Annotated in this window: 22 protein-coding genes and 1 rRNA gene; 22 read left to right on the forward strand and 1 reads right to left on the reverse strand. The window is 32.1% G+C overall.

Annotation, left to right across the window (positions count from 1 at the left end):
• The first annotated feature begins 13 nt into the window (after window positions 1-13).
• From BN4220_RS03995 to BN4220_RS04075, 17 genes are all read left to right on the forward strand, one after another.
• Window positions 14-757, forward strand: a complete 744-nt coding sequence (locus tag BN4220_RS03995) for a type II secretion system F family protein (RefSeq protein ID WP_066713917.1) — start codon at window positions 14-16, stop codon at window positions 755-757.
• Between the two features lie 97 nt (window positions 758-854).
• On the forward strand, window positions 855-2264 hold the full coding sequence (locus BN4220_RS04000) for a type II secretion system F family protein (protein ID WP_197467885.1): 1410 nt from the start codon (window positions 855-857) through the stop codon (window positions 2262-2264).
• A gap of 83 nt (window positions 2265-2347) precedes the next feature.
• Window positions 2348-2527 (forward strand): Flp1 family type IVb pilin, encoded by a 180-nt coding sequence (locus tag BN4220_RS04005; protein ID WP_066713923.1) that lies wholly within the window; start codon window positions 2348-2350, stop codon window positions 2525-2527.
• A 45-nt stretch (window positions 2528-2572) separates the two neighbouring features.
• Window positions 2573-5002, forward strand: coding sequence for a DUF5702 domain-containing protein (locus tag BN4220_RS04010; RefSeq protein WP_066713925.1), 2430 nt, complete (start codon window positions 2573-2575; stop codon window positions 5000-5002).
• Between the two features lie 154 nt (window positions 5003-5156).
• Window positions 5157-6134, forward strand: coding sequence for a pilus assembly protein (locus BN4220_RS04015; RefSeq protein ID WP_148401683.1), 978 nt, complete (start codon window positions 5157-5159; stop codon window positions 6132-6134).
• Window positions 6131-6595, forward strand: coding sequence for a prepilin peptidase (locus tag BN4220_RS04020; protein ID WP_066713929.1), 465 nt, complete (start codon window positions 6131-6133; stop codon window positions 6593-6595). Before BN4220_RS04015 ends, BN4220_RS04020 begins: the two co-directional genes overlap by 4 nt.
• Window positions 6595-7191, forward strand: a complete 597-nt coding sequence (locus BN4220_RS04025; RefSeq protein ID WP_066713931.1) for a hypothetical protein — start codon at window positions 6595-6597, stop codon at window positions 7189-7191. Before BN4220_RS04020 ends, BN4220_RS04025 begins: the two co-directional genes overlap by 1 nt.
• 32 nt (window positions 7192-7223) lie before the next feature.
• A complete protein-coding gene (locus BN4220_RS04030; protein WP_066713934.1) occupies window positions 7224-8768 on the forward strand; it encodes a DUF6382 domain-containing protein in 1545 nt (514 codons plus the stop codon).
• Between the two features lie 231 nt (window positions 8769-8999).
• On the forward strand, window positions 9000-10496 hold the full coding sequence (glpK, locus tag BN4220_RS04035; RefSeq protein WP_066713937.1) for a glycerol kinase GlpK: 1497 nt from the start codon (window positions 9000-9002) through the stop codon (window positions 10494-10496).
• A gap of 4 nt (window positions 10497-10500) precedes the next feature.
• Window positions 10501-11640, forward strand: coding sequence for a rhomboid family intramembrane serine protease (locus BN4220_RS20405; protein WP_066713940.1), 1140 nt, complete (start codon window positions 10501-10503; stop codon window positions 11638-11640).
• Window positions 11641-12645: an SCP2 sterol-binding domain-containing protein gene (locus BN4220_RS04045; protein ID WP_066713943.1), complete on the forward strand. Its 1005-nt coding sequence runs from the start codon at window positions 11641-11643 to the stop codon at window positions 12643-12645.
• Between the two features lie 80 nt (window positions 12646-12725).
• Window positions 12726-12995 (forward strand): hypothetical protein, encoded by a 270-nt coding sequence (locus BN4220_RS04050; RefSeq protein ID WP_066713946.1) that lies wholly within the window; start codon window positions 12726-12728, stop codon window positions 12993-12995.
• A gap of 239 nt (window positions 12996-13234) precedes the next feature.
• Window positions 13235-14275: a M15 family metallopeptidase gene (locus tag BN4220_RS20410; protein WP_242867733.1), complete on the forward strand. Its 1041-nt coding sequence runs from the start codon at window positions 13235-13237 to the stop codon at window positions 14273-14275.
• 117 nt (window positions 14276-14392) lie between these two features.
• Complete coding sequence (gene dnaX, locus BN4220_RS04060) at window positions 14393-15943, forward strand: DNA polymerase III subunit gamma/tau (RefSeq protein WP_066713949.1); 1551 nt, start codon at window positions 14393-14395, stop codon at window positions 15941-15943.
• Between the two features lie 24 nt (window positions 15944-15967).
• Complete coding sequence (locus BN4220_RS04065) at window positions 15968-16324, forward strand: YbaB/EbfC family nucleoid-associated protein (protein ID WP_066713952.1); 357 nt, start codon at window positions 15968-15970, stop codon at window positions 16322-16324.
• 281 nt (window positions 16325-16605) lie between these two features.
• Window positions 16606-17202, forward strand: coding sequence for a recombination mediator RecR (gene recR / locus BN4220_RS04070; protein ID WP_066713954.1), 597 nt, complete (start codon window positions 16606-16608; stop codon window positions 17200-17202).
• 17 nt (window positions 17203-17219) lie between these two features.
• Window positions 17220-18332, forward strand: a complete 1113-nt coding sequence (locus BN4220_RS04075) for a hypothetical protein (RefSeq protein WP_066713956.1) — start codon at window positions 17220-17222, stop codon at window positions 18330-18332.
• A 262-nt stretch (window positions 18333-18594) separates the two neighbouring features.
• On the opposite strand, the gene yyaC is transcribed toward BN4220_RS04075, so the two are convergent.
• Window positions 18595-19164, reverse strand: coding sequence for a spore protease YyaC (gene yyaC, locus BN4220_RS04080; protein WP_066713958.1), 570 nt, complete (start codon window positions 19162-19164; stop codon window positions 18595-18597).
• Window positions 19165-19514: 350 nt separating this feature from the next.
• Between yyaC and BN4220_RS04085 the strand changes: the two genes are divergently transcribed.
• The 5 genes from BN4220_RS04085 to BN4220_RS04105 all read left to right on the forward strand — a co-directional run.
• Complete coding sequence (locus BN4220_RS04085; RefSeq protein ID WP_066713961.1) at window positions 19515-20963, forward strand: LysM peptidoglycan-binding domain-containing protein; 1449 nt, start codon at window positions 19515-19517, stop codon at window positions 20961-20963.
• 123 nt (window positions 20964-21086) lie between these two features.
• Window positions 21087-22280 (forward strand): DUF5711 family protein, encoded by a 1194-nt coding sequence (locus tag BN4220_RS04090; protein WP_066713968.1) that lies wholly within the window; start codon window positions 21087-21089, stop codon window positions 22278-22280.
• A gap of 1 nt (window position 22281) precedes the next feature.
• Window positions 22282-22977, forward strand: a complete 696-nt coding sequence (locus BN4220_RS04095) for a CvpA family protein (protein WP_066713972.1) — start codon at window positions 22282-22284, stop codon at window positions 22975-22977.
• A 336-nt stretch (window positions 22978-23313) separates the two neighbouring features.
• Window positions 23314-24273 carry a bifunctional 4-hydroxy-2-oxoglutarate aldolase/2-dehydro-3-deoxy-phosphogluconate aldolase gene (locus tag BN4220_RS04100; RefSeq protein WP_066713975.1) on the forward strand — a complete coding sequence of 320 codons (960 nt, stop codon included), beginning with the start codon at window positions 23314-23316 and terminating at the stop codon, window positions 24271-24273.
• Between the two features lie 612 nt (window positions 24274-24885).
• A 16S ribosomal RNA gene (locus BN4220_RS04105) occupies window positions 24886-24964 on the forward strand; the annotation flags it as partial.

The following is a 24964-nucleotide window of genomic DNA, read 5'->3' on the forward strand; positions in this document are numbered from 1 at the left end:
AACAGGAGGAAAAGTGATTTCAAATTATTCAGATTATGAATTTACACAAAAAGAACTTTTAACTGTTATTGCAAAAGGAGTAATTCTTTGCTGTGTGGTTGGATTTATTTTTTATCGTAGTTTACTTGGAATAATAATACTTTTACCATATGTTTATTTCTATACCAAAGAACAGAAAAATAAATATATGATATTAAGAAAACAAAGGTTAAGTATTGGATTTCGAGATGGTATAAGATGTATATTAGCGGCCCTAGAAGCTGGGTATTCATTGGAAAATGCCATGGGTGAAGCAATTACTGATTTAAAATTGATGTATAACGATGAAACAGAAATCATTAAGGAATTCTTGCATATACAAAGGCAAGTAAAAAACAACGTAACTATTGAAGAAGCAATGGAGCAATTTGCACTTCGTAGTGGTATTGAAGATATTGAAAGCTTCGCAGAAGTATTACTAACGGCGAAACGAACAGGCGGAGATATCGTTAAAGTAATAAGAACCACTAGCAATGCTATTAGTGATAAATTAGAAGTTAAGCGCGAAATTATAACAATGATTACTGCAAAGCAATTTGAAGTAACGATTCTAAAAGTAATTCCCTTTGGAATTATATTATATCTATGGCTAGGTTCACCTGGCTTTCTAGATCCTCTTTATCATAATCTATTTGGTATCGTTTTTATGACAATCATTTTAGTCCTATATATTTTTATTAATAAAGTGGCAAATAACATAACCAATATTGAAATATAGCAAAGGAGGGGAGTTAGTGTCTCTTATTGGATTCGTTGTTTTTCTATTGTTTTTTCTGATGATGTTTCTTTCTAGAAACTACAATAAAGAGTATTTTATGCAATTAGATAAAAATGAAGATCCACTTCGAATTATCTATCCTTTGATTTTTTATATAAAGATTAAAATTTCTAAAATAATTAAACCAAAGGAGCATACACAACGCAAACGCGTATTTGAGGAGCTATATATAGGGAAAGCTAATGAAATGCAAAATCTATATTTTTATAGGAAAATCTCACTTATGGTTGTGGTAGGGATGGCTTCGTTATTACTTGCTATATTTGCAGATTTATCTGCAAAAAGCAAAAGTCAATATATATTTGGAAATCAACTTATTAGACCAGTTATGGGAGTTGGTGAGGAATCCATAAATGTTGAATATGCAACGAAAAACGGTATCGCAGGAAGCGTTGACGTTAAAGTTAGTGAAAAGCAAATAAATGATGATAAAGTAGAAGCTTTATTTGAAGAGGCTAAATTGTATATCGATAGAGAAATGTTAGGTAGTAATCAATCTACCAATGAGGTGACTTCCAACCTAAATCTAGTAACTAAAATACCAAATACAAGTATAAAAATTAAATGGAGTGTAAGTGATTCAACATATATAAATGAACAAGGAGTTCTTCGGAATGAAGAGTCACCAAAAGAGGGCGTGTTAGTAGAGCTAGTAGCAGAGTTATCATATTATGAGCATCAAATATTATATAGCCTGTATATTCGGATTCTACCGAAAGAATATTCTGAGATAGAAATATTTAATAAAGCGTTAAATGAAGCTTTAATTGAAATTGATCAATCCACAAGAAAAGAGGATTCACTAAAATTACCTGAGAAAGTAGGTAACTATTCTTTATTTTGGAACTTAAAGAATGAAAATTCATCTATCTATCTATTATTGCTTGGGCTCGTAGCAAGTTTTTGCATTATGTTAGGTATGGAATCAACACTAAAAAGTAAACAAAAGCTAAGAAATTTGCAAATGTTAATTGATTATCCTGAAATCGTAAGTAAGTTTACCTTGCTATTAAATGCTGGTATGACCATTCGTGCAGCGTTTGAAAGAATAACTTTAGATTATTTAAAGAAAAGGAGGAGAGAAGATAGTAATCCGAAAAAGAAAAAGGAGGTGGGGAGATATGCTTATGAAGAGTTAGTTGTGGCCGTAAGAGAGTTAGAACTTGGAAAACCAGAGGCAATGGTATATGACGCTTATGGGCAAAGGTGCTCTTTAATGTGTTATTTAAGATTTAGTACGATTATTGTTCAAAATATGAAAAAAGGTACAAAAGGAATTGTACCAATGCTTGAATTAGAAGCCTTGGATGCGTTTACAGAACGAAAAGAAACCGCCAAACGTTTAGGTGAGGAGGCTGGAACTAAGTTACTTGGACCTATGGTTGGAATGCTTTTCATTGTTTTATTGATTGTTTTGGTTCCTGCATTTTTGAACTTTAGTTTTTAGTAATATACATAGGATTATGATTTTTCAAGGAATGTCATTATAACAGAAACAGACATCATAACAAAAAAGAGAGGAAGAAAGATATGATAAACGTAGTAAAAAGATTTTTAAAAGAAGAAGATGGTATAGGAGTAGTTGAAATTATTTTAATTTTAGTAGTGCTCATTGGACTTGTTTTAATATTTAGAACAAGTATTACACAGTTAGTGAAAGACGTATTTGATGATATTTTAGATGATGTTGGTACAATTAATAATGATTAATAAGCTTATAATATCTACCCATTCTTATAAGTAGGAGGTTATATTATGTGCAGAAATCAAAAAGAAGGTTCTATCACTGCGTATTTAACATTAATCTTATTTTTGATATTAGCTATAATCACTACCAGTGTTGAAGCAGCAAGAGTATCCACTGCAAAAGTTTATGCAAATCGGGTATTAAACACAGCAATGAGATCTACGCTAGGTGAATATTACTTACCACTTTATGAAAAATATCATCTTTTTGGCTTAGATATTGGATATGGTGATGTAAACAAAAATGAGGCGGAATTAATAAATAGAATTAAGCAAACGATGGAGGATAGCTTACATCCAGAAATCAATCCTTTGTACTTACATTTTAATGCAAATAAAAATTTTCTAATATGTAATCTTACTGTAGATTCCGTTACTTTAAATGAGCGTAGATCAATTATTGATAAGAATGGGGATATATTAAAGAAGCAAGCAATTCAGTATCAAAAGTATGATTCTGCAGCAGATTTACTCACTCAATTCTTGCAAAAGTTTAATCTTTTAGCATCAACAGAAGAATCTAATGAATTACTAAATGAAAAGCTTGAAGTGGAAACAAAGCTATATGAAATTGATAAAAAGATGCTTGAGTTAATTAAGTATATTGACGGTTTTGAAGTAGATGAGAATGGTATTAAACTAAGTAAAAAAGGTAAGCCATTAACGGTTAGTAATTATGCTAAAAGAATAGTTAATTTCTCAGTTTCTCAGGATTCTGTGCAAATTAACAATTCAGCGTTGTATGCAGAAATCCAAGGGAAGTATGTAAGTCCAAGTAATATTATTCGTGATTTAATATCAAAGGGAGAGGAAGCTGTTGATAAAAAAGAACAATGGGAGGATTATGAAGATGAGCTAGATGAGTTATTAGAAGAGGATGACTATTTAAATCCTGTTTATCTTGCAAAGGTTATGAGTTTAAGAAGTTCTATTCGAAGTGCAAGAAATGCATATCAAGATTGTATTACGGATATAAATTCAAAACAAAGCAATTTAGAAACACTTGTTATAGGTACTTTAGGATCCATAGAGAGTGCTTTAAGTTGTATTGAATCCATAAATGATTCAAGAAGAGAATCAAGCTCTTATGTTGACTCTCTAATAGATAGTGTAGCTGCAGCAAAAGATAAATTAGAGCAAAGCTTTTATGAAGAATTATTAAGAAGTTCGGATGAGATGAAAGCATATACCGATGAAACGGTATCAAAAATAAGTATCATATACAACATTACGCAAATGAAAGAAACGTTACAAAGTAATAAAGAAGTATTAAATAATATAAATAAAAAAGGTATTCCGCAGTTTTTTGTTGGATCCTTAAACTCATGGAAAAATGAATTACAAACAATTGATTCGATGTTTAAACAATATAGTCATAGTGGTCTAGCAATAGACTATAGTAGTTTTAAATTAGAAAAAGAGAGTAATAAAGTACTTAGTACATTTAAGAGCTTAATTAATTCAGGTATTGCAGGATTAGTAATAGAAGACATGGATCAATTATCGAAAGCAAAGCTACCAGAGGGAAGTTTAATTTCTACCTCAATGAGTATAGGAAAAGAAAATTCAAATGTAGCTATGGATGAAATGCTATCGAATGCGACAAAAGAAAAGAATAACAATGAAATGATAGGGACCTTTGACCAAGCAGGAATATCCATTGGCAGTGTCCTTGCAGAAGGTGGAAACAAAATACTTGAGAATATTTTATACATTGCATACTTGGAGGATCATTGTTCTGATTATTTGTTAAAAGATACAACTGGTGAACAAGTCTTAAATTATGAACTTGAGTATATTTTATTTGGAAATACTACAGACAATGAAAATGCCGAGGCAACGGCCACGAGAATAGTTCTAATACGTACCATTGTAAATTTATTGCATGTCTTTACAGATTCTCAAAAAAATAGTACAGCACTATCGTTTGCCACTGCATTAGTGGGATTTTCAGGATTGCCGTTCTTAGTAAGCGTAACAAAGTATATTGTTTTATTTGTTTGGGCATTTGAAGCAGCACTTGTTGAAACTGCATCAATTATGTTAGGCAAAGACGTCCCAATACTTACAACTAGAGAAAACTTTACACTAGAGTTTACGGAAGTGCTTAGTATGAGCAAAGAAAAGATTATAAGTAAGGCTAAAGATTATGAGAGTGTAAAAAATGGCCTTTATTTTGGCTATAAGGATTATATTCGCCTATTTTTATTAGTACAAAATAAAACAAAGCAGAATTATAGAACCATGGACCTTATACAGGAAAACTTAAGATACGTATACGATAGTGACTTTTTATTGTCTAGATGTATTACAAATTATGAAGTAAATGTTAGGTTTGAAATGCCTCAAGTATTTTTATCTATGCCTTTTATTACGGATCAAGATATGAAATCTGTACGCGGATATGAGTATGATATAAATGCTGCTGTTTCTTATTAAAAAATATAATACGGTAAGATCTCTGTTTTTTTACATAATATATGTTCAAATTAACCAATAACAATAATTTTATTTCTCTCTCCAAGAAATCATTTGCAAAAACCATGTGTGAAAAAAACAGAGGTCTTACCGTATTATGATAGGAGCTTATGGTATGAAAAAGCTAAAAAATAAAAATGAGTTATTAACAGCATCCTTAACGGTAGAGGCTGCCATTGTACTTCCTATATTTATATTTACTTGCTATGCTTTTTTATTTTTCTTTTACTTAATTGGGATTCAAGAAAATTTACATAACGCATCAACAAAAGCATGTGAAACCGTAGCTTCTTATGGCTATCTTGTTCGGTATATTGAAAATAGGGGGGAAGAGTTAAAAGAAAAAGAAAATCAAAATTCTGATCAGGATAACGATGATAAGGAAAGTAGTAATAAGAATGCTGATGAAGATGAAGAAAAATTAGTATCTGGGATTGAGGATAGCGAGTTAGCAACCTTACTTTACTGCTTAACGGATGCTACATTAATTAAGTCTTATGTAAAAAAACATATGACTATAAATAATAATTTAAGCCTATTTATTAAAGGTGGGTATAGCGGAATTTCATTTTTAGGATCGAACTTATATGATGAAGATGAATTTGTAACAATTAAGATGTCATACAAAGTAAAAACTCCTGTCTTTTCTGAAATATTACCGAGTTTTTCTGTTGTGCAAAGTGTTCGTATGCATAGTTTTAATGGTTATGCAGTATCTAAAAAAAGCGGTGAATCAAAGGTCGACCCAGATGAAGAAATGGTCTATGTTACTGAAAGTGGCACAGTTTATCATACTTACAGTGATTGCACTCATATAAAAATAAACCTAGAGCAAGTGAGTATAAATGATATTTCCAATAAGAAAAACGATAGTGGAGGGAAGTACTATGGGTGTGAGGGGTGTGTGAAATCCAAAGCTGAAGAATTAGAACAAACACAGGCAACTGTCTATATTACCAAATATGGTACACGGTATCACATCTCAACAAGTTGTAGTAAGATAAAGCGTAGTGTAAAGCAGATAAAGTTATCAGAGGTAGGAAATAAAAACAAATGTAGCAAATGTGCATCAAGAGCGGGAGGTAAAAATTGATACTAGAATATATGAAAATAAATGCAATTGCACTAATTATCAATGGTCTAGTGTTTTTATTGCTCCTAATCTGCAGTGTTGATGATATTCATAAAAAAACGATTCATCTAAAAAAATTAATTATATTTATGATTCCGATTGTTATAGGAACACTAATTCGTACTGATATTGGAATTATCCAATGCATAACCGGAATGATAGTCGGAGTTTTATTTATTGTAATTAGTAAAGTAACACGTGGAGCAATAGGTATGGGTGATGGTCTTTTACTATGTGTGACTGGATTAGGACTTGGTATATGGAGAAATCTTGAGATGTTATGCTATGCCTTACTATTTGCAGCAATTTATTCAAGCATTTTATTAATTCGTAATTTTAGAAATCGTAAAAGGAAAATTCCCTTTGTTCCATTTTTATTTCTGGGATATATATGCTGTATATTGCTTGGAGGAATCATTTAATGAATGAAAAAAGAAATAAATCGGAATCTTCTTTTAAAGAGTTGCCTGCAAGCCTTACTGTGGAAGCCTCTATTATCGTTCCAATGGTATCTGTGATTGTATTTTTAATTATATACTTTAACTTTTATTTACACGATCGAGTGAAGTTTGAATCACAAATGCATAACTTGGCCCTGGAGGGGTCAAACCTAATTCAATATAGTATTACCAATGATGGTAGTGTTAATGAGCTTAATCGTAGTATCTTTTATTTCTTTCTTGATAGTAAAACAGAAGAGAAAAAATATTTAAAAACAACGATTACCAATACCTTTAATCATGGCTTATTTATCGGCAAATTAGAAGAACTAGCAGTAGATACAAGTTTAACTAATATTACATATCAAGGGATTTTATCTTATAAGATTCCACTTCTTAGTGTTTTTCGTATGTTTTCATTGGATACGATAGAAGTTCCATTTAAGGTAAAAGCACCAATATTTCCAAGAGAAGAGACAACAAGGATTCTAGATGTTGCATTAAGGACTGGTGAAAGTATAAAAGGCGTTGGAAATGCAATTGATAAAGTGGTTGAAGTTTTAAATGCAATTCGTTAAAAGTGCTTGTTAAAAAAACTTGGAGGATTAGGATGATTACTGAATATAAAAGAGATATGTATCATAATTATCTTGTTATTCATGATGAAGATTTGATTTCTAGTGACTATCATGAGCAGGTGCTAAAATACAATGAAATTGCAGGGCACCTTAAGTTTGAGAGTAGAATGTTTGACAAGAAAAAGTATGCATACTATGAGATTAATGGCTTACAAGTATTATCTAGTGTTTTTGAAAAACATACCGTTCAATATTTGGAGTTAAAGCGGATTTTTAAGGGAGTTATCGAAGGAGTCAACGCTGGGAAAGAATTCTTACTAAATGAGAATCATTATATTCTTTCACCAAATATGATTTTTTTTGAAATATCAAAATCACAGATTAAACTATGTTATTTCCCAGGGTATGGAAGTCAACTAAGAATACAACTACATAATTTGTTTGAATTTTTTATGAATAAAGTTAATTATAACGATCAAGCAGCTGTTTTGCTAATATATAAATTATATATGAAAAGTAAAGATGAAGCTTGTACCATGCAACAATTAATCGATATTTTAGAAGAAAATATAAATGTTGATGCAACAAACCAACAAGCTATGGCATTTAATAACCAACTGAATGTAGTTAATAAGGAGTCATCTATTGATGAAGAAAAAAATAAATCTTTGAGTGTTTTTAATAAGCAAGATACTCAAGTTGATATAAAAGGTTCTAATCAATTTAAAAAACCAAAGGAGATTAAAACAGCTTCTAAAAAAGGACTGATAGAAGAATCCGGATTAAATGTAAATCATTCAGTAAATAATGTGTTTCATAAACTTCCATTTGTGTCAGAACGCGTGGAAGGTGAAGAAGAAATCTTATACTATCCATTAAGTTGTTATGTTTTATGTGTTGGAAGCATTGTTGGTGCAATTGTTCTTTATATTCTAGCGTATAAAAAGAGGTTTATTTTCCAAGAATTAAGGCCAAGTATTGATCCTGTGAAAAGTATTTCTTTATTAATTGTTTTAGCTGTTATTATCGTATATGTATCCATTAAGATATTTGATAAAAAACATAAAGTAAGTAAAATGGTACCTAAAATTGATTATTTACAACCATCATTAACTACAATTGTTAATACAGAGGACAGTACGGTTTTAAAAAAGTCTACAAATCTTGAGCCTTTTCGTTTACATTCCCTTAATGCTTCATGGAATCAAGATCCACAACAAAAGGATGAGATGGATGAGGAAGAAAGAACTGTTATGCTAACAAATTTTTCAATGCAAAGTCTAGTTAAACTCATTCCTGTTGATAAAGATACATATGATGTAATCCAGATTGAAGAGTTTCCCTTCTTTGTCGGTAAATTAAAAACTCATATAGATGTTCACATACCAAGTCCTACTATTAGCAGATTTCATGCAAAAATTATTAAGGAAGATAGTGACTATTTTATAGCGGATTTAAACTCAACCAATGGTACATATGTCAATGGAGAGATAGTGAAGGGAAATGAAAAAAGAAAAATAGAACATGGGAATGAAATTGCTTTTGCTAATATAAATTATATATTTAATTGTATGTAAAGAAAGGGACTTTACAAAATAGGTTAAGTTTAGACACTATTTTGATTAAGTCCCTTTGTATTTATAAAGAACCAAAACTATGGATAAAATAAAAAAGAATGCAAATACTTTCGGTAAAAAACATATTAAATTAAGAGTCTTTATACGAAAGTTGTAAAATATAGCACTGCATAGTATAATATTCGTTAATTGATGAGCTTAAAAGATATTATGTTTGTTGGAGGATTTCGAATGAAAAAATATATTATGGCATTAGATCAAGGAACTACAAGCTCACGTTGTATCTTATTTGACAAGCAAGGAAATGTCTGTGGAGTAGCACAAAAAGAGATAACTCAAATATATCCTAAAACGGGTTGGGTTGAGCATAATCCTATGGAAATATGGTCATCTCAAATTAGCGTTGCAGCAGAAGCAATGGCATCTATTGGTGCAAAATCTGAGGATATTTATGCAATTGGAATTACAAATCAAAGAGAGACAACAGTTGTATGGAACCGTATTACAGGCGAGCCAATCTACAATGCAATTGTATGGCAATGTCATAGAACAGCAGACATGATAGAGGATTTAAAGAAACAAGGATACGACAAAATTATACATAAAAAGACAGGATTAATTCCTGATGCTTATTTTTCCGGAACAAAGATTAAGTGGATTCTAGATCATGTAAAAGGTGCAAGAGAAGAGGCTTTAAAAGGTAATTTATTATTTGGAACCGTAGACTCATGGTTGATATGGAACTTAACAAAAGGAAAAGAGCATGTAACAGACTATACCAATGCATCAAGAACAATGCTATTTGATATTAGAAATTTATGTTGGGATGATGAAATCTTATCTATATTAGATATTCCAAAATCAATGCTTCCAAAAGTACAAGCATCAAGTTCATTATTTGGTTACACTGCACCGGGACTACTAGGTGGAGAAATTCAAATTGGTGGAGTTGCTGGTGACCAGCAAGCCGCATTATTTGGTCAATGTTGTTTTGAGCCAGGAGAGGTTAAAAATACTTATGGGACAGGCTGCTTTTTACTAATGAATACTGGTACAAATGCAATTGAATCAAAGCATGGGTTACTTACTACAATTGCAGCAAGTTGCGAAAATAGTGTAGAATATGCACTAGAAGGTAGCGTTTTTGTTGCTGGGGCAGCAGTACAATGGCTTCGAGATGAGTTAAGAATGATTAAGAACGCCGAACAATCTGAGGAGTATGCAGTTGACGTTGAGGATACGAATGGGGCATATGTTGTGCCAGCTTTTACTGGACTTGGTGCACCTTATTGGAATCCGTATACAAGAGGTACTATTGTTGGAATTACAAGAGGGTTTAATAAGGAACATTTGATTCGCGCAACATTAGAGTCTTTAGCTTACCAAACCTATGATGTTTTAAAGGCTATGGAAAAGGATTCAGATTTAGCTCTTAGAATATTAAAGGTGGATGGAGGAGCAAGTGCTAATAACTTTTTAATACAGTTTCAAGCAGATATACTAGACTCAGAAGTTCATAGACCAAAATGCATTGAAACAACAGCATTAGGTGCTGCATATCTTGCAGGTCTTTCTACTGGTTACTGGAAAGATAAAAAAGAAATTAAAGAGAATTGGACATTGGGAGGGCAATTCTTACCTAGTATGGTAGATGAAAAGAGAGAAGAACTATTAAAGGGATGGAAACGAGCAATTAAATGTGCACTTGCATGGGCTGAGGAAGGATGATAATTTGATTCAAGATATAAGAACTTATTTCTTAGAAAAAGGATATCGATCCATTTCTGTAAATATTGAAAATATTAATATTTATTATTTAAACAAAGAGCAGGGAGTAAACGTTGCTGTTCTTCTTCATATGTCAACTGGATCAGAGTTCACAAAAGATCAATATCAAAATATATTAAGGCAGATTTACTCTCGTTTTAATAATGGGATGTATCAAAGCATTCATTTGATTAGTTTAATTGCTACGCCTGAGATAAACAAAGTACGTTTGTTTTGTGAAGAGGGCATGGATACTTGGATTATAGATCTAAATTATCGGCGAATTATTAGATATGAAAATCAAGTAAATGATTTCTCAACGCTGTATAAAGAGCTAGAAAGAGTAATAAGCAAGGATATTTTTAATTCAAATAATACAGATTCAAGGAATACAAGCTCCTATACTACTGATCCTAATAGGGGTGGTAAATCTTTCGATAGTAATTATCAAGGTTATCAGGGATTTGAAAGCAATCATGAGTGGGAAAAATCTCGCAATCACCCATTGAGAAGAAATAAAAAACTGCCATTTGAAATAACTACGCTTATTTTAATTGCAATAAATGTTGTAATATTTTTAAGCATGGATTTATTTCATTTAGAAGATAAAGTGTATACTTATGGAGCATTGTACTGGCCAAGTATTGAATATGCTAATGAGTATTATCGTCTATTAACCAGCATGTTTATTCATGGTTCAATGGATCATTTGTTCAACAATATGTTAGTTCTTTTGTTTATTGGTGATACTTTAGAAAGAACTGTTGGAAAAATTAAGTATTTAATCATATATTTTGCTTCTGGAATCATTGCAGGGTTTGTTTCTATGAGTTATAATATGGGAAAAGGTGCACTTGTGCAAAGTGTAGGTGCTTCGGGAGCTATCTTTGGTGTCGTTGGTGCAGTTGCTTTTTTAGTTATCGTCAATAAGGGAAGGCTAAAAGATATTAGTACAAGACAGATTTTTATATTTGTAGCATTAAGTTTATATGGTGGTTTGAGTAGTCAAGGTATTGATAATGCTGCTCATATTGGAGGATTAATAGCTGGAGTATTAATATCGGCTGTATTATATCTATTCCAAAAAAAGAGGGGGATAATATAATTGAAAATTCATATATACTATGGTGGCAGAGGTTTAATAGAAGATTCAACCATTTATGTCATGAATAAAATAACGGAAGTACTAGAGGAACTTCGCGTAGAGGTAACAAGGTTTAATTTATTTGAACAAAAGAATGGAATTGCAATGATGCCAAATTCTTTAAAAGATGCAGATGGAGTGGTGCTTGCAGTTAATGTAGAGTGGTTTGGAATTGGCGGATATATGCAACAGTTTCTTGATGCATGTTGGTTGTATGGTGATAAAGAAAAAATAAAGAGCTTATATATGTTTCCTTTAGTTATAGCGAATACTTTTGGCGAAAAAGAAGCAGAGCATGCACTTAAAAAATCATGGGAGCTTTTAGGTGGAATTGCGTGTGAGGGAATCAGTGCATATGTAGAAAGTCCAGCAGAGTTTGAGACAAATTCTGAATATGCAAAAGTAATTGAACGTAAAGCTGAAAATTTATATCGTATGATTAATCAAAAAGCAGTGATATTACCTAATAGTAACAATGCTATGATTAATAAAGTACAAAATACATCCACATTAAAATTAACGCCACAAGAGAGCGAACAATTATCGAAGTATGTCTCGGATGATACTTATGTTAAAAAGCAAAAGGAAGACATAGAAGAATTGGCGTTATTGTTTAAGGGAATGTTGAATAATAACAATGAAGATTCAAAAGATATGTACATTAAAAACCTTAAGGATAATTATAAACCACAAGGGAATGACTTTGCTGCTTCTTTTGCAATTGATATAACAGATCTAAATAAAACCTTAATTATTGAGGTTATTAATAACAATTTAAATTGTTACTATGGCGAAAAGGCAGATGCCCAGGTTACTGCAAAAACTACAATTGAGGTTATGAATAAATTAGTGAATGGACGAACAACGTTCCAAGGAGCATTTATGTCCGGAGAATTAAGTGCGAAAGGCAATTTTAAGACCCTACGTACCTTTGATCAACTATTTCAATTTAATGTATTATCTTAAAAGGTAACGGAGTATAAAATTTTTTAGTAGATTTAATATAAGTTAAAGCCATATGGGATAACTGACAGATGGGAGAAAAAATGTTTCGACTTTGGGCTAAGATTTTTAAGGATAATCGTATGCTACGGGATATGGTTGTTTGTAATGATAAAGAAGATATGACAAGAACGCAGAAAGTTTTTGCTGCAATCGACGAAATTTGTTATACGTTTGATCTTTCAAAGCCGATATGGTTGGATGCAACAATAGCAGATTTTAAAAGACATGATAAGACAAGATTTACAAGGGATAATTTTATTGATACAATTGAATTCGACTATTTAGAGATACATGTAATCGAGGAAGATTAATGTGGTAGGAACCAAAAGATGTTCCTATAATCAGATTGACGGTGCAAAGGGCGCACCTTTTATCAGAAGTTAAAAAGCAACTTCTGATAAGCTATATTATAGGAACCAAAAGATGTTCCTATAATCAGATTGACGGTGCAAAAAGCGCACCTTTTATCAGAAGTAAAAATCACTTCTGATAAGCTATATTATCGGGGAAATGTAGCAGTTTATTGTTTTGTAAGGGAAAGGAATTTTACATGAAGAAAACTTTATTTTTTCAAGGTGAGTTAATAGTATTGGGGATGCTATTTATGTTCACTTTAGGTGCCTGTAGGAAGGAATCAAGCGATTCTGGTGAGAATACAGCATCGAATTTTGTAGTTAAGACAATTGATCCAGATGTAACTTCAGTTCCTATTGATGAAAAAGCAATAGAAGAACAAAAACAAGACTTAAGTATTTTATATTCACAAAAGGATGAGGAGTCTCTTAGTGAGGAAACAGATGATGGGGATGTTGAAGCCCAGAACCTTGAGACTGCAAGCGAGAGTACTAGTGAGGCTGAGGATTTAATACAAGTATTTTTAGATAGTGTTGGAAGTATTAGAAAACCTTCTAAAGATGAGAAAGTACTTCAAACCATTGTGGATTCTGTAATGGCAATGCCAGCTGCTTCAAAAGTGAAATTTAATTCCGTAAATGCAGCTACATTAGCCGCATGCTTTTATTATGAGGATATTTCACCTGAAACCTATTTAAGAATGGAAAATAAATCTTATAGCGAAGCATGCACGATTGGAATTGATAATTTACAGTATGTTCGTGTATTACATTTTGGCTTTGATGGTGAAATTTACATTGGAGAAATGGTTGTTAATAAATTAATAGCGAAAGATATTGTTGCAATATTTAAAGAATTATTTGATGAGGGATATCCAATTGAGCAGATGGTCCTTGTTGACGAATACGATGCAGATGATAATTTAAGTATGGAAGCAAATAATACGTCTTCTTTTAATTATCGTGTTGTTGAAGGAACATCAACTTTATCTAAGCATGCATATGGATTAGCAATTGATATAAATCCAAAATATAATCCACATGTTCGTACCATTGATGGTAAGGAAGTTATTTCCCCTGAAAGCAGTGAAGAGTACGCAGATCGTACACAAGAGAATCCTTATTATATACAAAAAGATGATGTTTGTTATAAAGCATTTACAAGACGAGGATTTACTTGGGGTGGAGAATGGGAAAACTCAAAAGATTATCATCATTTTCAAAAGGTATTTGAATAAAGATAATAGGGATACTTAAAAGACCAACAAGTATTGTTAGTTGCTTTTAAAGCATATGACATGCTATAATATAAGCTCTCTAAAGTAATAAACACCAAGAAAGGTATGGTGTAACTTATGTCATACACAGCACTTTATAGAAAGTTTCGTCCTGATGATTTTAATGATGTTAAGGGACAGGATCATATAGTAACAACATTGAAAAATCAAATAAAGGCCGATCGCATCGGGCACGCGTACTTATTTTGCGGTACGAGAGGTACTGGTAAAACGACGATTGCAAAAATACTTGCAAAAGCAGTAAATTGTGAGCATCCAGTAGATGGTAATCCATGCAATGAATGTGCTATGTGTAAAGCAATAAAATCGCAAACATCAATGAATGTAATAGAAATCGATGCTGCTTCCAATAATGGTGTTGATAACATTAGAGAAATTGTAGAGGAAGTTAGATATTCCCCAACGGAAGGTAGATTTAAGGTATACATTATTGATGAGGTTCATATGCTTTCTGCAGGTGCATTTAATGCATTACTTAAGACGTTAGAAGAGCCGCCTGCGTATGTTATCTTTATATTAGCAACAACGGAGGTTCATAAAATACCGATTACAATCTTATCCCGTTGTCAAAGATACGATTTTAAGAGAATATCGGTAGATGAAATTAGTTTACGTCTAAATGAGCTTACCCAAAAAGAAGGTGTTAAAACTGAAGAGAAAGCAATTCGATATGTTGCAAGAGCAGCAGACGGCTCTTTACGTGATGCACTTAGTTTATTAGATCAATGTATCGCTTTTTACTTAGGTAAGACCCTAACATATGATAATGTGTTAGAAGTACTTGGAACGGTAGACGTTGAGGTATTTGCAACATTACTTCGTTATATACGAAAGGGCTCAGTAGCAGATTGTATTGCTATGTTAGAGGAATTAATAGTTACTGGGCGAGAGTTAACACAGTTTACCGTTGATTTTACATGGTACTTAAGAAATTTATTACTTGCTAAAACTTCCGATGATTTGGAGGATATATTAGAAGTATCAACGGACCAACTGATGCTTTTAAAGCAAGAAGCGGATAGCGTTGATGCAGAAACCTTAATCAGGTTTATCAGGATTTTTTCTGAATTATCAAATCAAATAAAATATGCGACGCAAAAAAGAGTTTTAATTGAAGTTGCATTAATTAAGTTATGTAAGCCTGCAATGGAGACAAATTACGACTCCATAGTGAATCGTTTAAAAAAGATTGAGGAACAATTAGAGCAAGGTGTTTATACTGGACCTCCAAAAGTTGTAACAGAAGAGGTAAAAACAGAAGAGAAACCAGTGGTATTGCAAAAAGCATTAACTGAAGATTTGAAGGCAATTGCGAAAGAATGGAAATCTATTTTAATGAAAATGCCCCCATTAGTCAGGGTAGTATTAGTTAGTGCAAAGCCAACACCTCTTGAGGATAATAGACTTATGTTACTATTTAACAATGAAATAGATAAGGATATTATTGATGCAGATGAGCATATCAAAGATATACAAAAGGCAATTGCTGAGGTAACTGGAAAAGAAGTTGAAATACAAACGAAGCTAGTAAGTGAAGGAGAATCCATGGATGATTTTCCGGATCTAACAAAAATAATAAAGAATATCCCAATTGAATATGTGGATTAATTGGAGATAGGAAGGAGCTTTTTTATGGCAAAAAGAGGAGGATTTCCAGGAGGAATGCCTGGAAACATGAATAATCTGATGAAGCAAGCGCAAAAGATGCAGAAACAGATGGAAGAAAAGACAAAAGAGATGGAAGAAAAAGAATGGGAAGCAAGTGCTGGTGGTGGTGCCGTTACTGTTAAAGTATCTGGTAAAAAAGAAGTTGTTTCCGTAAAACTTTCAAAAGAAGTAGTTGACCCAGATGATGTTGAAATGTTAGAAGATTTAATCGTTGCGGCAACAAATGAAGCATTAAGAAAGATGGATGAAGAATCATCTCAAGCAATGAATAGTATAGCTGGAGGTCTTGGAAACTTCGGAGGCCTTGGAGGCTTATTCTAATAGAAAAATATTCGTTCGTTTTGGGCTGTTGTAGATATGTACTACAATAGCTCTTTTTTAATTGATATTTTAGGTACAATAGGGTGAGAATAATCAAAGTATTTTTATTCCATCACTTGTTAGTTTTAATACTATGTGGAATTGTAAGATACATTTTAATCTAGTTTATATATTTTGAATAGAGCAAAAGTCAGAACCTAAGTATCACTTGAAAATTATAGGTATTTAAAGTATCATTAAGAAAGAGAATTAGGTTGAAATAAATTATTAGAGGTAATCGCGTGAATTATTATAGTAGTCAAATCAGTAAACTAATAGAAGAATTAGGGCGGCTTCCAGGCATAGGATCAAAATCCGCACAGCGATTGGCATTTCACATAATTAATATGCCAGAGGATCAAGTGAAACGATTATCCCAGACAATTGTAGATGCAAAAATGAATGTACGTTATTGCAAGGAATGTCAAACGCTAACCGATAAAGAACTTTGCCCAATATGTGCCAGTGAAAAGCGCAACCATAAAACAATTATGGTTGTAGAAAATACAAGAGACTTAGCGGCCTATGAAAAAACAGGAAAATATGATGGTGTATATCATGTTTTACATGGGGCAATATCACCAATGCTAGGAGTTGGGCCAGCCGATATTAAGCTTAAGGAATTAATGTTAAGACTTCAAGGAGATGTAGATGAAGTTATTATTGCTACGAATTCTAGTTTAGAAGGAGAAGCAACAGCAATGTATATTAGTAAACTAGTTAAACCTGCAGGAATAAAGGTAAGTAGAATTGCAAGCGGAGTACCAGTGGGCGGAGACCTTGAGTATATTGATGAAGTGACCTTACTAAGAGCACTAGATGGAAGAGTGGAGCTATAGGTTTAGAGGAGGCAAATATGGCAGACGAAAATGTTTTAGCCGGTGGAATTGATACTCTTTATACTATGAAGGAAAATTTACTTGAGCTTGAGGGTTATAAAGAGAAAAGTTTAGAATTAGCAAAAGAAGAAGAACGACTAGAGAAGGCCATCTTAGCAAAGGAAAAGGCAATTTCAGAAGAAATCGCGGAAGTTACTAAAAAAAGAAAAGATGAAATTGAAGAGTCCTTTGAAGAACAGATAAGTAAGACAAGGGCACGACTTAAGAAAGTAAAATCTAAAAAGGACAAGCTGAAAGACTCTAAGATTTCGGAACGTATCAAAATTGAAACTTCTGATTTAGTAGAAGAAAGAAGGCAATTAAACGAAGAGGTAAAATCTATATTTCGATTAAATCACATCTCCAGAGCGTATAATAATCGCCTTTTTTATGCCCTTTTTATGCCACAAGGAATAAAAGATTTATTCATAATACTAATCACAATTCTAGTTTGCTTTTTACTAATACCAGTTGGAATTTATCATTTCTTTTTACCACAAAGCTTTTTATGGATCGTCATTACGTATTTTGTAACGGTAATTGTATTTGGTGCGTTATATTTTAGAATAAATCATGTAACAAAGGAAAAGCATCAAGAGGGAGCAAGACAATTACGAAGTAGTAGAAGAAAGTTAGTAGAAAATGCTCGAAGAATAAAGGCTGTTGAGAAGGCTATACGTAAGGACAAAGACGAAAGTGCGTATGGACTTGACAAGTACAATAATGAGATCGAACAATTAGAGTCTGAGGTAGTTAGTATCACAGAAGAGAAAAAAGCTGCGTTAGTAAATTTTGAAACGAACACAAAATTAATTATTGCAGAGGAAATTAAGAATCGTCAAAAAGCTGAATTAGAAGAGTTAAAAAGAAATTATGATAGGGTATATGAAGAACAACGTAATGCGGAAGAGAAAGTGACAAAGTATTCTTTGGACATTTCAAGAAAATATGAATCATTCGTTGGAAAAGAAAATATGTCTATTGTAAAAATTGAGCGTTTAATAGCATTAATTGAGTCAGGAGAAGTGTCAAAGGTTTCTGATGCAATAGCTGTCAACAAAAATGAAAATAATATAACAGAAAATCAGTAAAGTCTATTTATCATAGCGATGTAGGAATCGATTGTTTCGGATTGGAATTATAATTACAATACAGAGTCAATATTATTACTACGTCCCTTAAGCATGTAAGAAAAAATAAAAAATTATTATCATAAAAAAGCTTCAATATTTGGTATGCGTAAGAAATTATGCATATGCATTTATTGAAGCTTTTTTCTATTTATGTGAGTAAATAAATTTATGAAATCCGTTGTAGGTAAAGCAAAAAGTGTCTGCGAAAGGACACAGTTAATTAAAATTCAAGTTGGCGCATGCAATGACGAATGCCATGATAAATATTATCCACTAACGACATAACAATTCCTAATCTAGTAGTCTGTAAGAGCATTTGATCAAATAAACCAGATAAATTAACAATTCCGGTTACAAATAAATCACCCACGTAAGGAAGATCCTTATCCACGCCTGCACCAGGTTTTAAAGGACCTTCACCCAAAGTAAAATAACCAACATGAGAAGCTCTTCCAAGGGATGCATCAATGGCAATAATTAATGGATTTTTATGTTCTTTGTTTATTTTATCAACGGTTTCTTTTAAATTTTTTGCATGAACTGGGTTTTCTAAAGTTCCATAAACAATATAATTTTTTGAATTTAAAACGGATAGTTTGTAACCAAGTAATGGGCCAAGACAATCACCAGTTGCCCTGTCAGAGCCGATACATAAAAAAATAAGGGTCTTAGTTGTGTAAGAATTATTTTCTAACAAATTAAGTAAAGTGCTACTAAATTCAAATATAGAATGATGTTCTTTGGAATTAAAATAAAAAATTTTTCTGTCTTTTTCAAGATATTGTTTCAAATTAAATCCACCTTTCCTAGGTTTTTATATAAGCGTAAGTAAAAAAAGTTATACACTCTTAATATTTTCAGTCAGAAATTTCATATCTTTTACAAAGTATTTCCAACCATGGAGATAATAGACATAAAACAGTAAGATGAAATATTCGTATTTTTGACAAATTAGAGTGTAAATCGATAAAAAAAAGAGAGAAATAGTAAGAATAATTTTTAGGTATGGTGAAATCTATAGAAACAAAACGAAGAGTTGTTACAAAATAGGTAGTTAATTTTGACAAAAACAGCACATTTGTTATGTTAGGATGCATTTAAATATAGAATAAAAGCTCAAACTAGGAGGATGGTGTTACTATGATAGAAAATATATATAGTGGCGATACAACAAAAAATTCGCATACTGGAAAATCAAACACAAAAATTAAAACACCAAAGAATGTTAGACAAATTGGAAAAATCGGAGATTCCTTTCAAATTTATGTTGAAGATTATGTAAAAACATATACAAGGCAGCTTGCAGAAGGTGACTATTCTGAGAGGTGTATTGCAATTTTAATTGGGGAATATCGAGTAATGGATGGTATAAAGGATGTCTTTATTTATGGCGCAATAGGGACGAGCAATGCCTATAAAGATGAAAAAATTGAGTTTAGTGAAGGGGTCTGGACCAATATATATGAGGTGATTAAACAATACTTTCCAGATGGTGAAATTGTAGGATGGTACTTTGGAGGGACAAGTTTTGGGCTAGAAGAAACCAAGCGATTACAACAAGTCCATATTGATAACTTTGGCGGAGGAGATAAAGTACTACTTACTTATGATATTTTAGAGAGAGAAGATAATTTTTATTTATATGAGAATGGCAGCATGGTTTTGCAACCGGGTTATTACATATATTACGAAAGAAATGAAGAAATGCAAAACTATATGGTGGATCATAAGAAGGTAAAACAAGAAGAATTGCTTGTGGAGGATCGGGCAATAAAAGAAATTCGGACAAAAATTCAAGAGAAGCAGCCACTACCTATGAATGAGAAAGATCAAAAAGCTGTTCTAAGACTTACTTATGCTGCAGGTACTTTAATCATGGTAGTTGCAGTTGTTGTGATAGTTACAATTATGAATAATAGCGAGAAAATGAAAACCCTTGAACAGGCCTTGGATACAATAAGCAATCGGCTGACAGCTCAAGATAATGATAAGAATAGCAACAACAATGAAGATGTAGGAAATATATTTGACATAGATGAAGAAGAGACTCTCCCAGCGTCTAATACAAATGGGAATAAAGAGGACAACCCATCTAATAATCAAGATGATAATAATACACAAGCAAAAGTAACCAAAGCGTTAGATGATACGGAGTCTAATAATGATAATGATGAAAATAATCAACCAGATGGTAATGCAGATAATGGCACATCAACCAATAATGAAAATCAACAAATAAGTCCAACGCCATCGGATATTAGTTCAAATACACAAGTGACACAAGCACCGAACAAGGAAGAAGTAGATTCAAATGATAATAAAGAGGTTGCTGATCCAAATAAGAAAGCAGATGAAGTTATAGATTCAGAAACTGCCAAAGAATCTACAGAAACTTCGAAAGAATCCACAGAAACAAGTGCAATGGACCCATCTAAATTAAGAAAATATACAGTAAAATCAGGCGATACAATTGCTGGTATTTGTATGAAACTCTATGGTGATTATGGAAATATGAAAACAATTAAAGAGTTAAACCAGCTTGTTGATGAGAATAAAATATTTGAGGGACAAGTATTACTTATACCTTAGTAAAAATTCAATTTGTTCTATAAAGCTTAAGTATTACGTAAATTAAGAAAAAGAATAGTGATTATTTTGGAAAAATAGAGTATAATCGAAAATAAACATAAAGAACAAAATTGAGAGGTTACAATGGAAAAAATCAAGAGGGGAAATTTAAGAGCAGATGAGCTGAATAAGCAAAAGAAGCAAAAAAGAAAAAAAATTAGCCTTACAGTTGTAATAGCTCTGATCGCTGTATGTGTTTTAATAATGGGCATAGTTGTTTATAATAGCAAGTTTAAATCCTATAGTGGATATGAGGTAGCAGGTACAACAGAACTTAGTAATACTACAGGAAGCTCTTATTTATCCTATAAAACGGGCGTAGTAAAAATATCAAGAGATGGCATAGAAGCAATGAATTCAGAAGGTAAAGCATTATGGAATGTTAGCTACAATATGAAAGATCCTATTGCTGCCGTATGTGGAAACTATGTAGCAGTTGCAGACCGTGGAGGGACAACCCTAATAATTATTAATGGGCATGGAGAAGCCAATACAATTACAACATTGTATTCCATAGAACAAGTTGAGGTTGCTTTACAAGGAGTAACAGCGGTGTTAACGAGCGACTCACAGGAAAATTATATCGATCTTTATAGCTTTGATAGCCAAAGTAGTTTAGTAAATATGAATACGAATACAAATAAACACGGATTTCCTGTAGATATAGCATTATCTATGGATGGTACAAAACTCATAACCTCCTATATTGCTACAGATGGAGATGCTATTAAAAATTGGGTGACTTTTTATAGCTTTACAGATTATGGAGAAAACTTATCGGATAATACCGCTGGTTCAGTTTCATTTGAGAATATTATTCCGGAAATAAAATTCCTTACAAATGATCTAATTTGTATTTATAAGGATAATGGCTTTATTTTATACTCAATGAAGGAATTACCCGAAGTAGTTGATATTCAGGATATAAATGGGGAAATTGAGAGTACATTTACAAATAGCAGTTTTATAGGATTTGTAGTGCGTGGAACAGAGTCTGATAATAGCAAAAAATTGGTTCTATATGATTATTCAGGGAAAAAGCAGTTAGAACAAGAAATTCAAGTCTCTTATGATAAAGTTACAATGACGGAAGATTTAATCGTATTTTATAGCCCATTAACAAGTGATCTTTATAACTTAAAAGGAAAGCATTTGTTTTCTAGTACATTTTCTAAAAATGTAAACTATATCTTTCCAACGGATAAGTCAAACTATTTACTGTATGTTAGTGATACAGCAATGGAGCGAATAAAATTAAACGGGACGAAGGAGGAGTAAGATGAATTTATTAGTGGCTATCGTATTAATTATTCTGGTTATTAGTGCTTATAGAGGGATGAAGACTGGACTTATAAAGACTGTTTTCTCAATTTTTTCAATGATTATTGCATTGGTTTTAACTTTATGGCTAAGCCCAATGATAAGTAAAATGGTACAATCCAACGATGCAATATTTGACTATTTTACTCAAAAGGTTGAAAAGGCAATTCCTACTGAGGAAATAGGTACAAAAATTAGTGATCAGATGAATTTTATTGATAACTTACCTTTACCAGCATCATTAAAGACAACGATTATTGAAAATAATAATACGGATACTTATGTTGCATTAGCAGTAGATAATTTTTCATCTTATATTAGTCATTCAATAGCAGCTATTATAATAAATGCAATTACCTTTGTAGTTACGTATCTTATCATATCTATACTTTTACGTGTAATTTGTATGGTATTGGATATTATTAGTAAGCTGCCAATATTGCATCAAATCAATAAATTATCAGGACTTTTTGTGGGAATTATACATGGAATGATCCTTGTTTGGATCCTGTTTGTATTATTAACTGCACTTACAAGTACGGAGATTGGTCAAAAAGCCTTTGCAATGATAAATGAAAGTGCATTTTTGTCTTATATTTACAATAATAATATAATATTAAACTTCATTACCAATATATCTAAGGTATTATTTTAATAAATAATAGGAATATAAAATTTTAAAGATGTCTCAAGAGAGTGTTTTTAATTTGTGATTTTAGTTGTTTTATTGCAAATATTTGCAAAGAAACATAAAATCCATATTATATATAAGCTAATTTGGGACATCTTATTCTTTTACTAAGATTAACAAAAAAGCATTTAACTAAAACTTGAAATTCTTTTAAGATTGGAGTATACTGGCCGTGTAAGCACTTACATTCTTATTAACCTTAAAGTAGGAATGTAATAAGCAAGTAGAGAGGTCTGGTTGCTGCAACAATCCAATAAAGATTGTTGTCATGAATAAACATAACGTAAAGGAGTAATAGATATGAACGAAGTTTTAGAGCGTTTTCAGAAATTAGGAATTATCCCAGTAGTAAAAATTGATAATGCAAAAGATGCAGCACCTTTAGCAAAAGCATTATGCGAAGGTGGTCTTCCAGTAGCTGAAGTAACATTCCGTACAGAAGCAGCAGAAGAAGCAATCCGTTTAATGGTAGAAGCATGCCCAGATATGTTTGTTGGTGCAGGTACTGTATTAACAACTGAGCAGGTTGATAGAGCAGTTGCAGCAGGAGCAAAATTCATCGTTAGTCCTGGTTTAAATCCTAAAATTGTTAAATACTGTGTAGAAAAAGGGGTTCCTATTACACCTGGTACATCTAGCCCAACAGATATCGAACAAGCAATCGAATTAGGATTAGAAGCAGTAAAATTCTTCCCAGCAGAAGCATCTGGTGGTCTTGCTAAGATTAAAGCTATGGCAGCTCCATATGTAAACATGATGTTTATGCCAACAGGTGGAATCAATCAAAAGAATTTAATTTCCTACCTTGATTTCCCTAAAATTTTAGCTTGTGGTGGTAGCTGGATGGTAAGCGATGCCCTAATCAATGCTGGTGAATTTGATGAAATTAAGAGATTAACTAGAGAAGCAGTTAACACAATGCTTGGATTCGAATTAAAACACGTTGGAATCAATGCTAAGAGCGAAGATGAAGCAGATAGTGTAGCTACATCTTTCGAAAAATTATTTGGTTTTGCTAAAAACGTAGGAAACAGCTCTATCTTTGCTGGTAGTGCAGTTGAAGTAATGAAACAACCATATCTTGGAGCTAATGGTCATATTGCTATTCAAACAAACTATATTGAAAGAGCAGTTTACCATATGGAACTTCAAGGTTTTGAATTTGATAAAGAAACTGCAAAATATAAGAATGGCAAGATGGTTGCAATTTACCTAAAAGGTGAAATTGGCGGTTTTGCTGTACATTTAGTTCAGAAATAAGAATTTTAATTATATAGAGTAGTAGAGTTATAATGAAAAGGTGTATGGATAAAAATATCCTTGGAAATGGTATTTCCAAAGATATTTTCATCCTACACTTTTTTATTTTAAAATAGTTTCTATCCTTTTTTTACTCAGAAGATAATTTATATCTTTAGAGTAAAAAAAGATAAATTAATCAGTTCATAAATAATTTTATCTTTTTATCAAATACTATAAAAAATTAGCCTTGTCAGGGTGTTATAAAAGCAGTATTTAAGCGTATATGCATGGAATTTAAAAAAAATGATAAAAAAGTTTAAAAAAAGTGTTGACATACTCTTTGAGTAGTGCTATAATCAATTTTGCTGATGCGGCACTGAAACAAACAGCCCAACAGCAAAGAGTTCTAAAGTGTTTAAAATAAAGCGCTTTAGTAATGTAAGAACATTGATAACTGAACAGTGAAACAACCTTGAAATTCGTTGAGAATAAAAATCCAGACAGAAATGTTTGGTATAGAACTGTGAAAGATCGTAAGATCTGACACAACCCTAAAATCAGTAACGGAAACAAGATAAGCTAAACTTTTTAGTAAAAAAGTCAGCCTTGTTCTGAATTAAAGATTAAACTTTTTTTGAGAGTTTGATCCTGGCTCAGGATGAACGCTGGCGGCGTGCTTAACACATGCAAGTCGAACGAAGCACTTAAG

It is taken from the genome of Clostridium sp. Marseille-P299, from assembly GCF_900078195.1.
Classification (GTDB): Bacteria; Bacillota; Clostridia; order Lachnospirales; family Lachnospiraceae; genus Lachnoclostridium.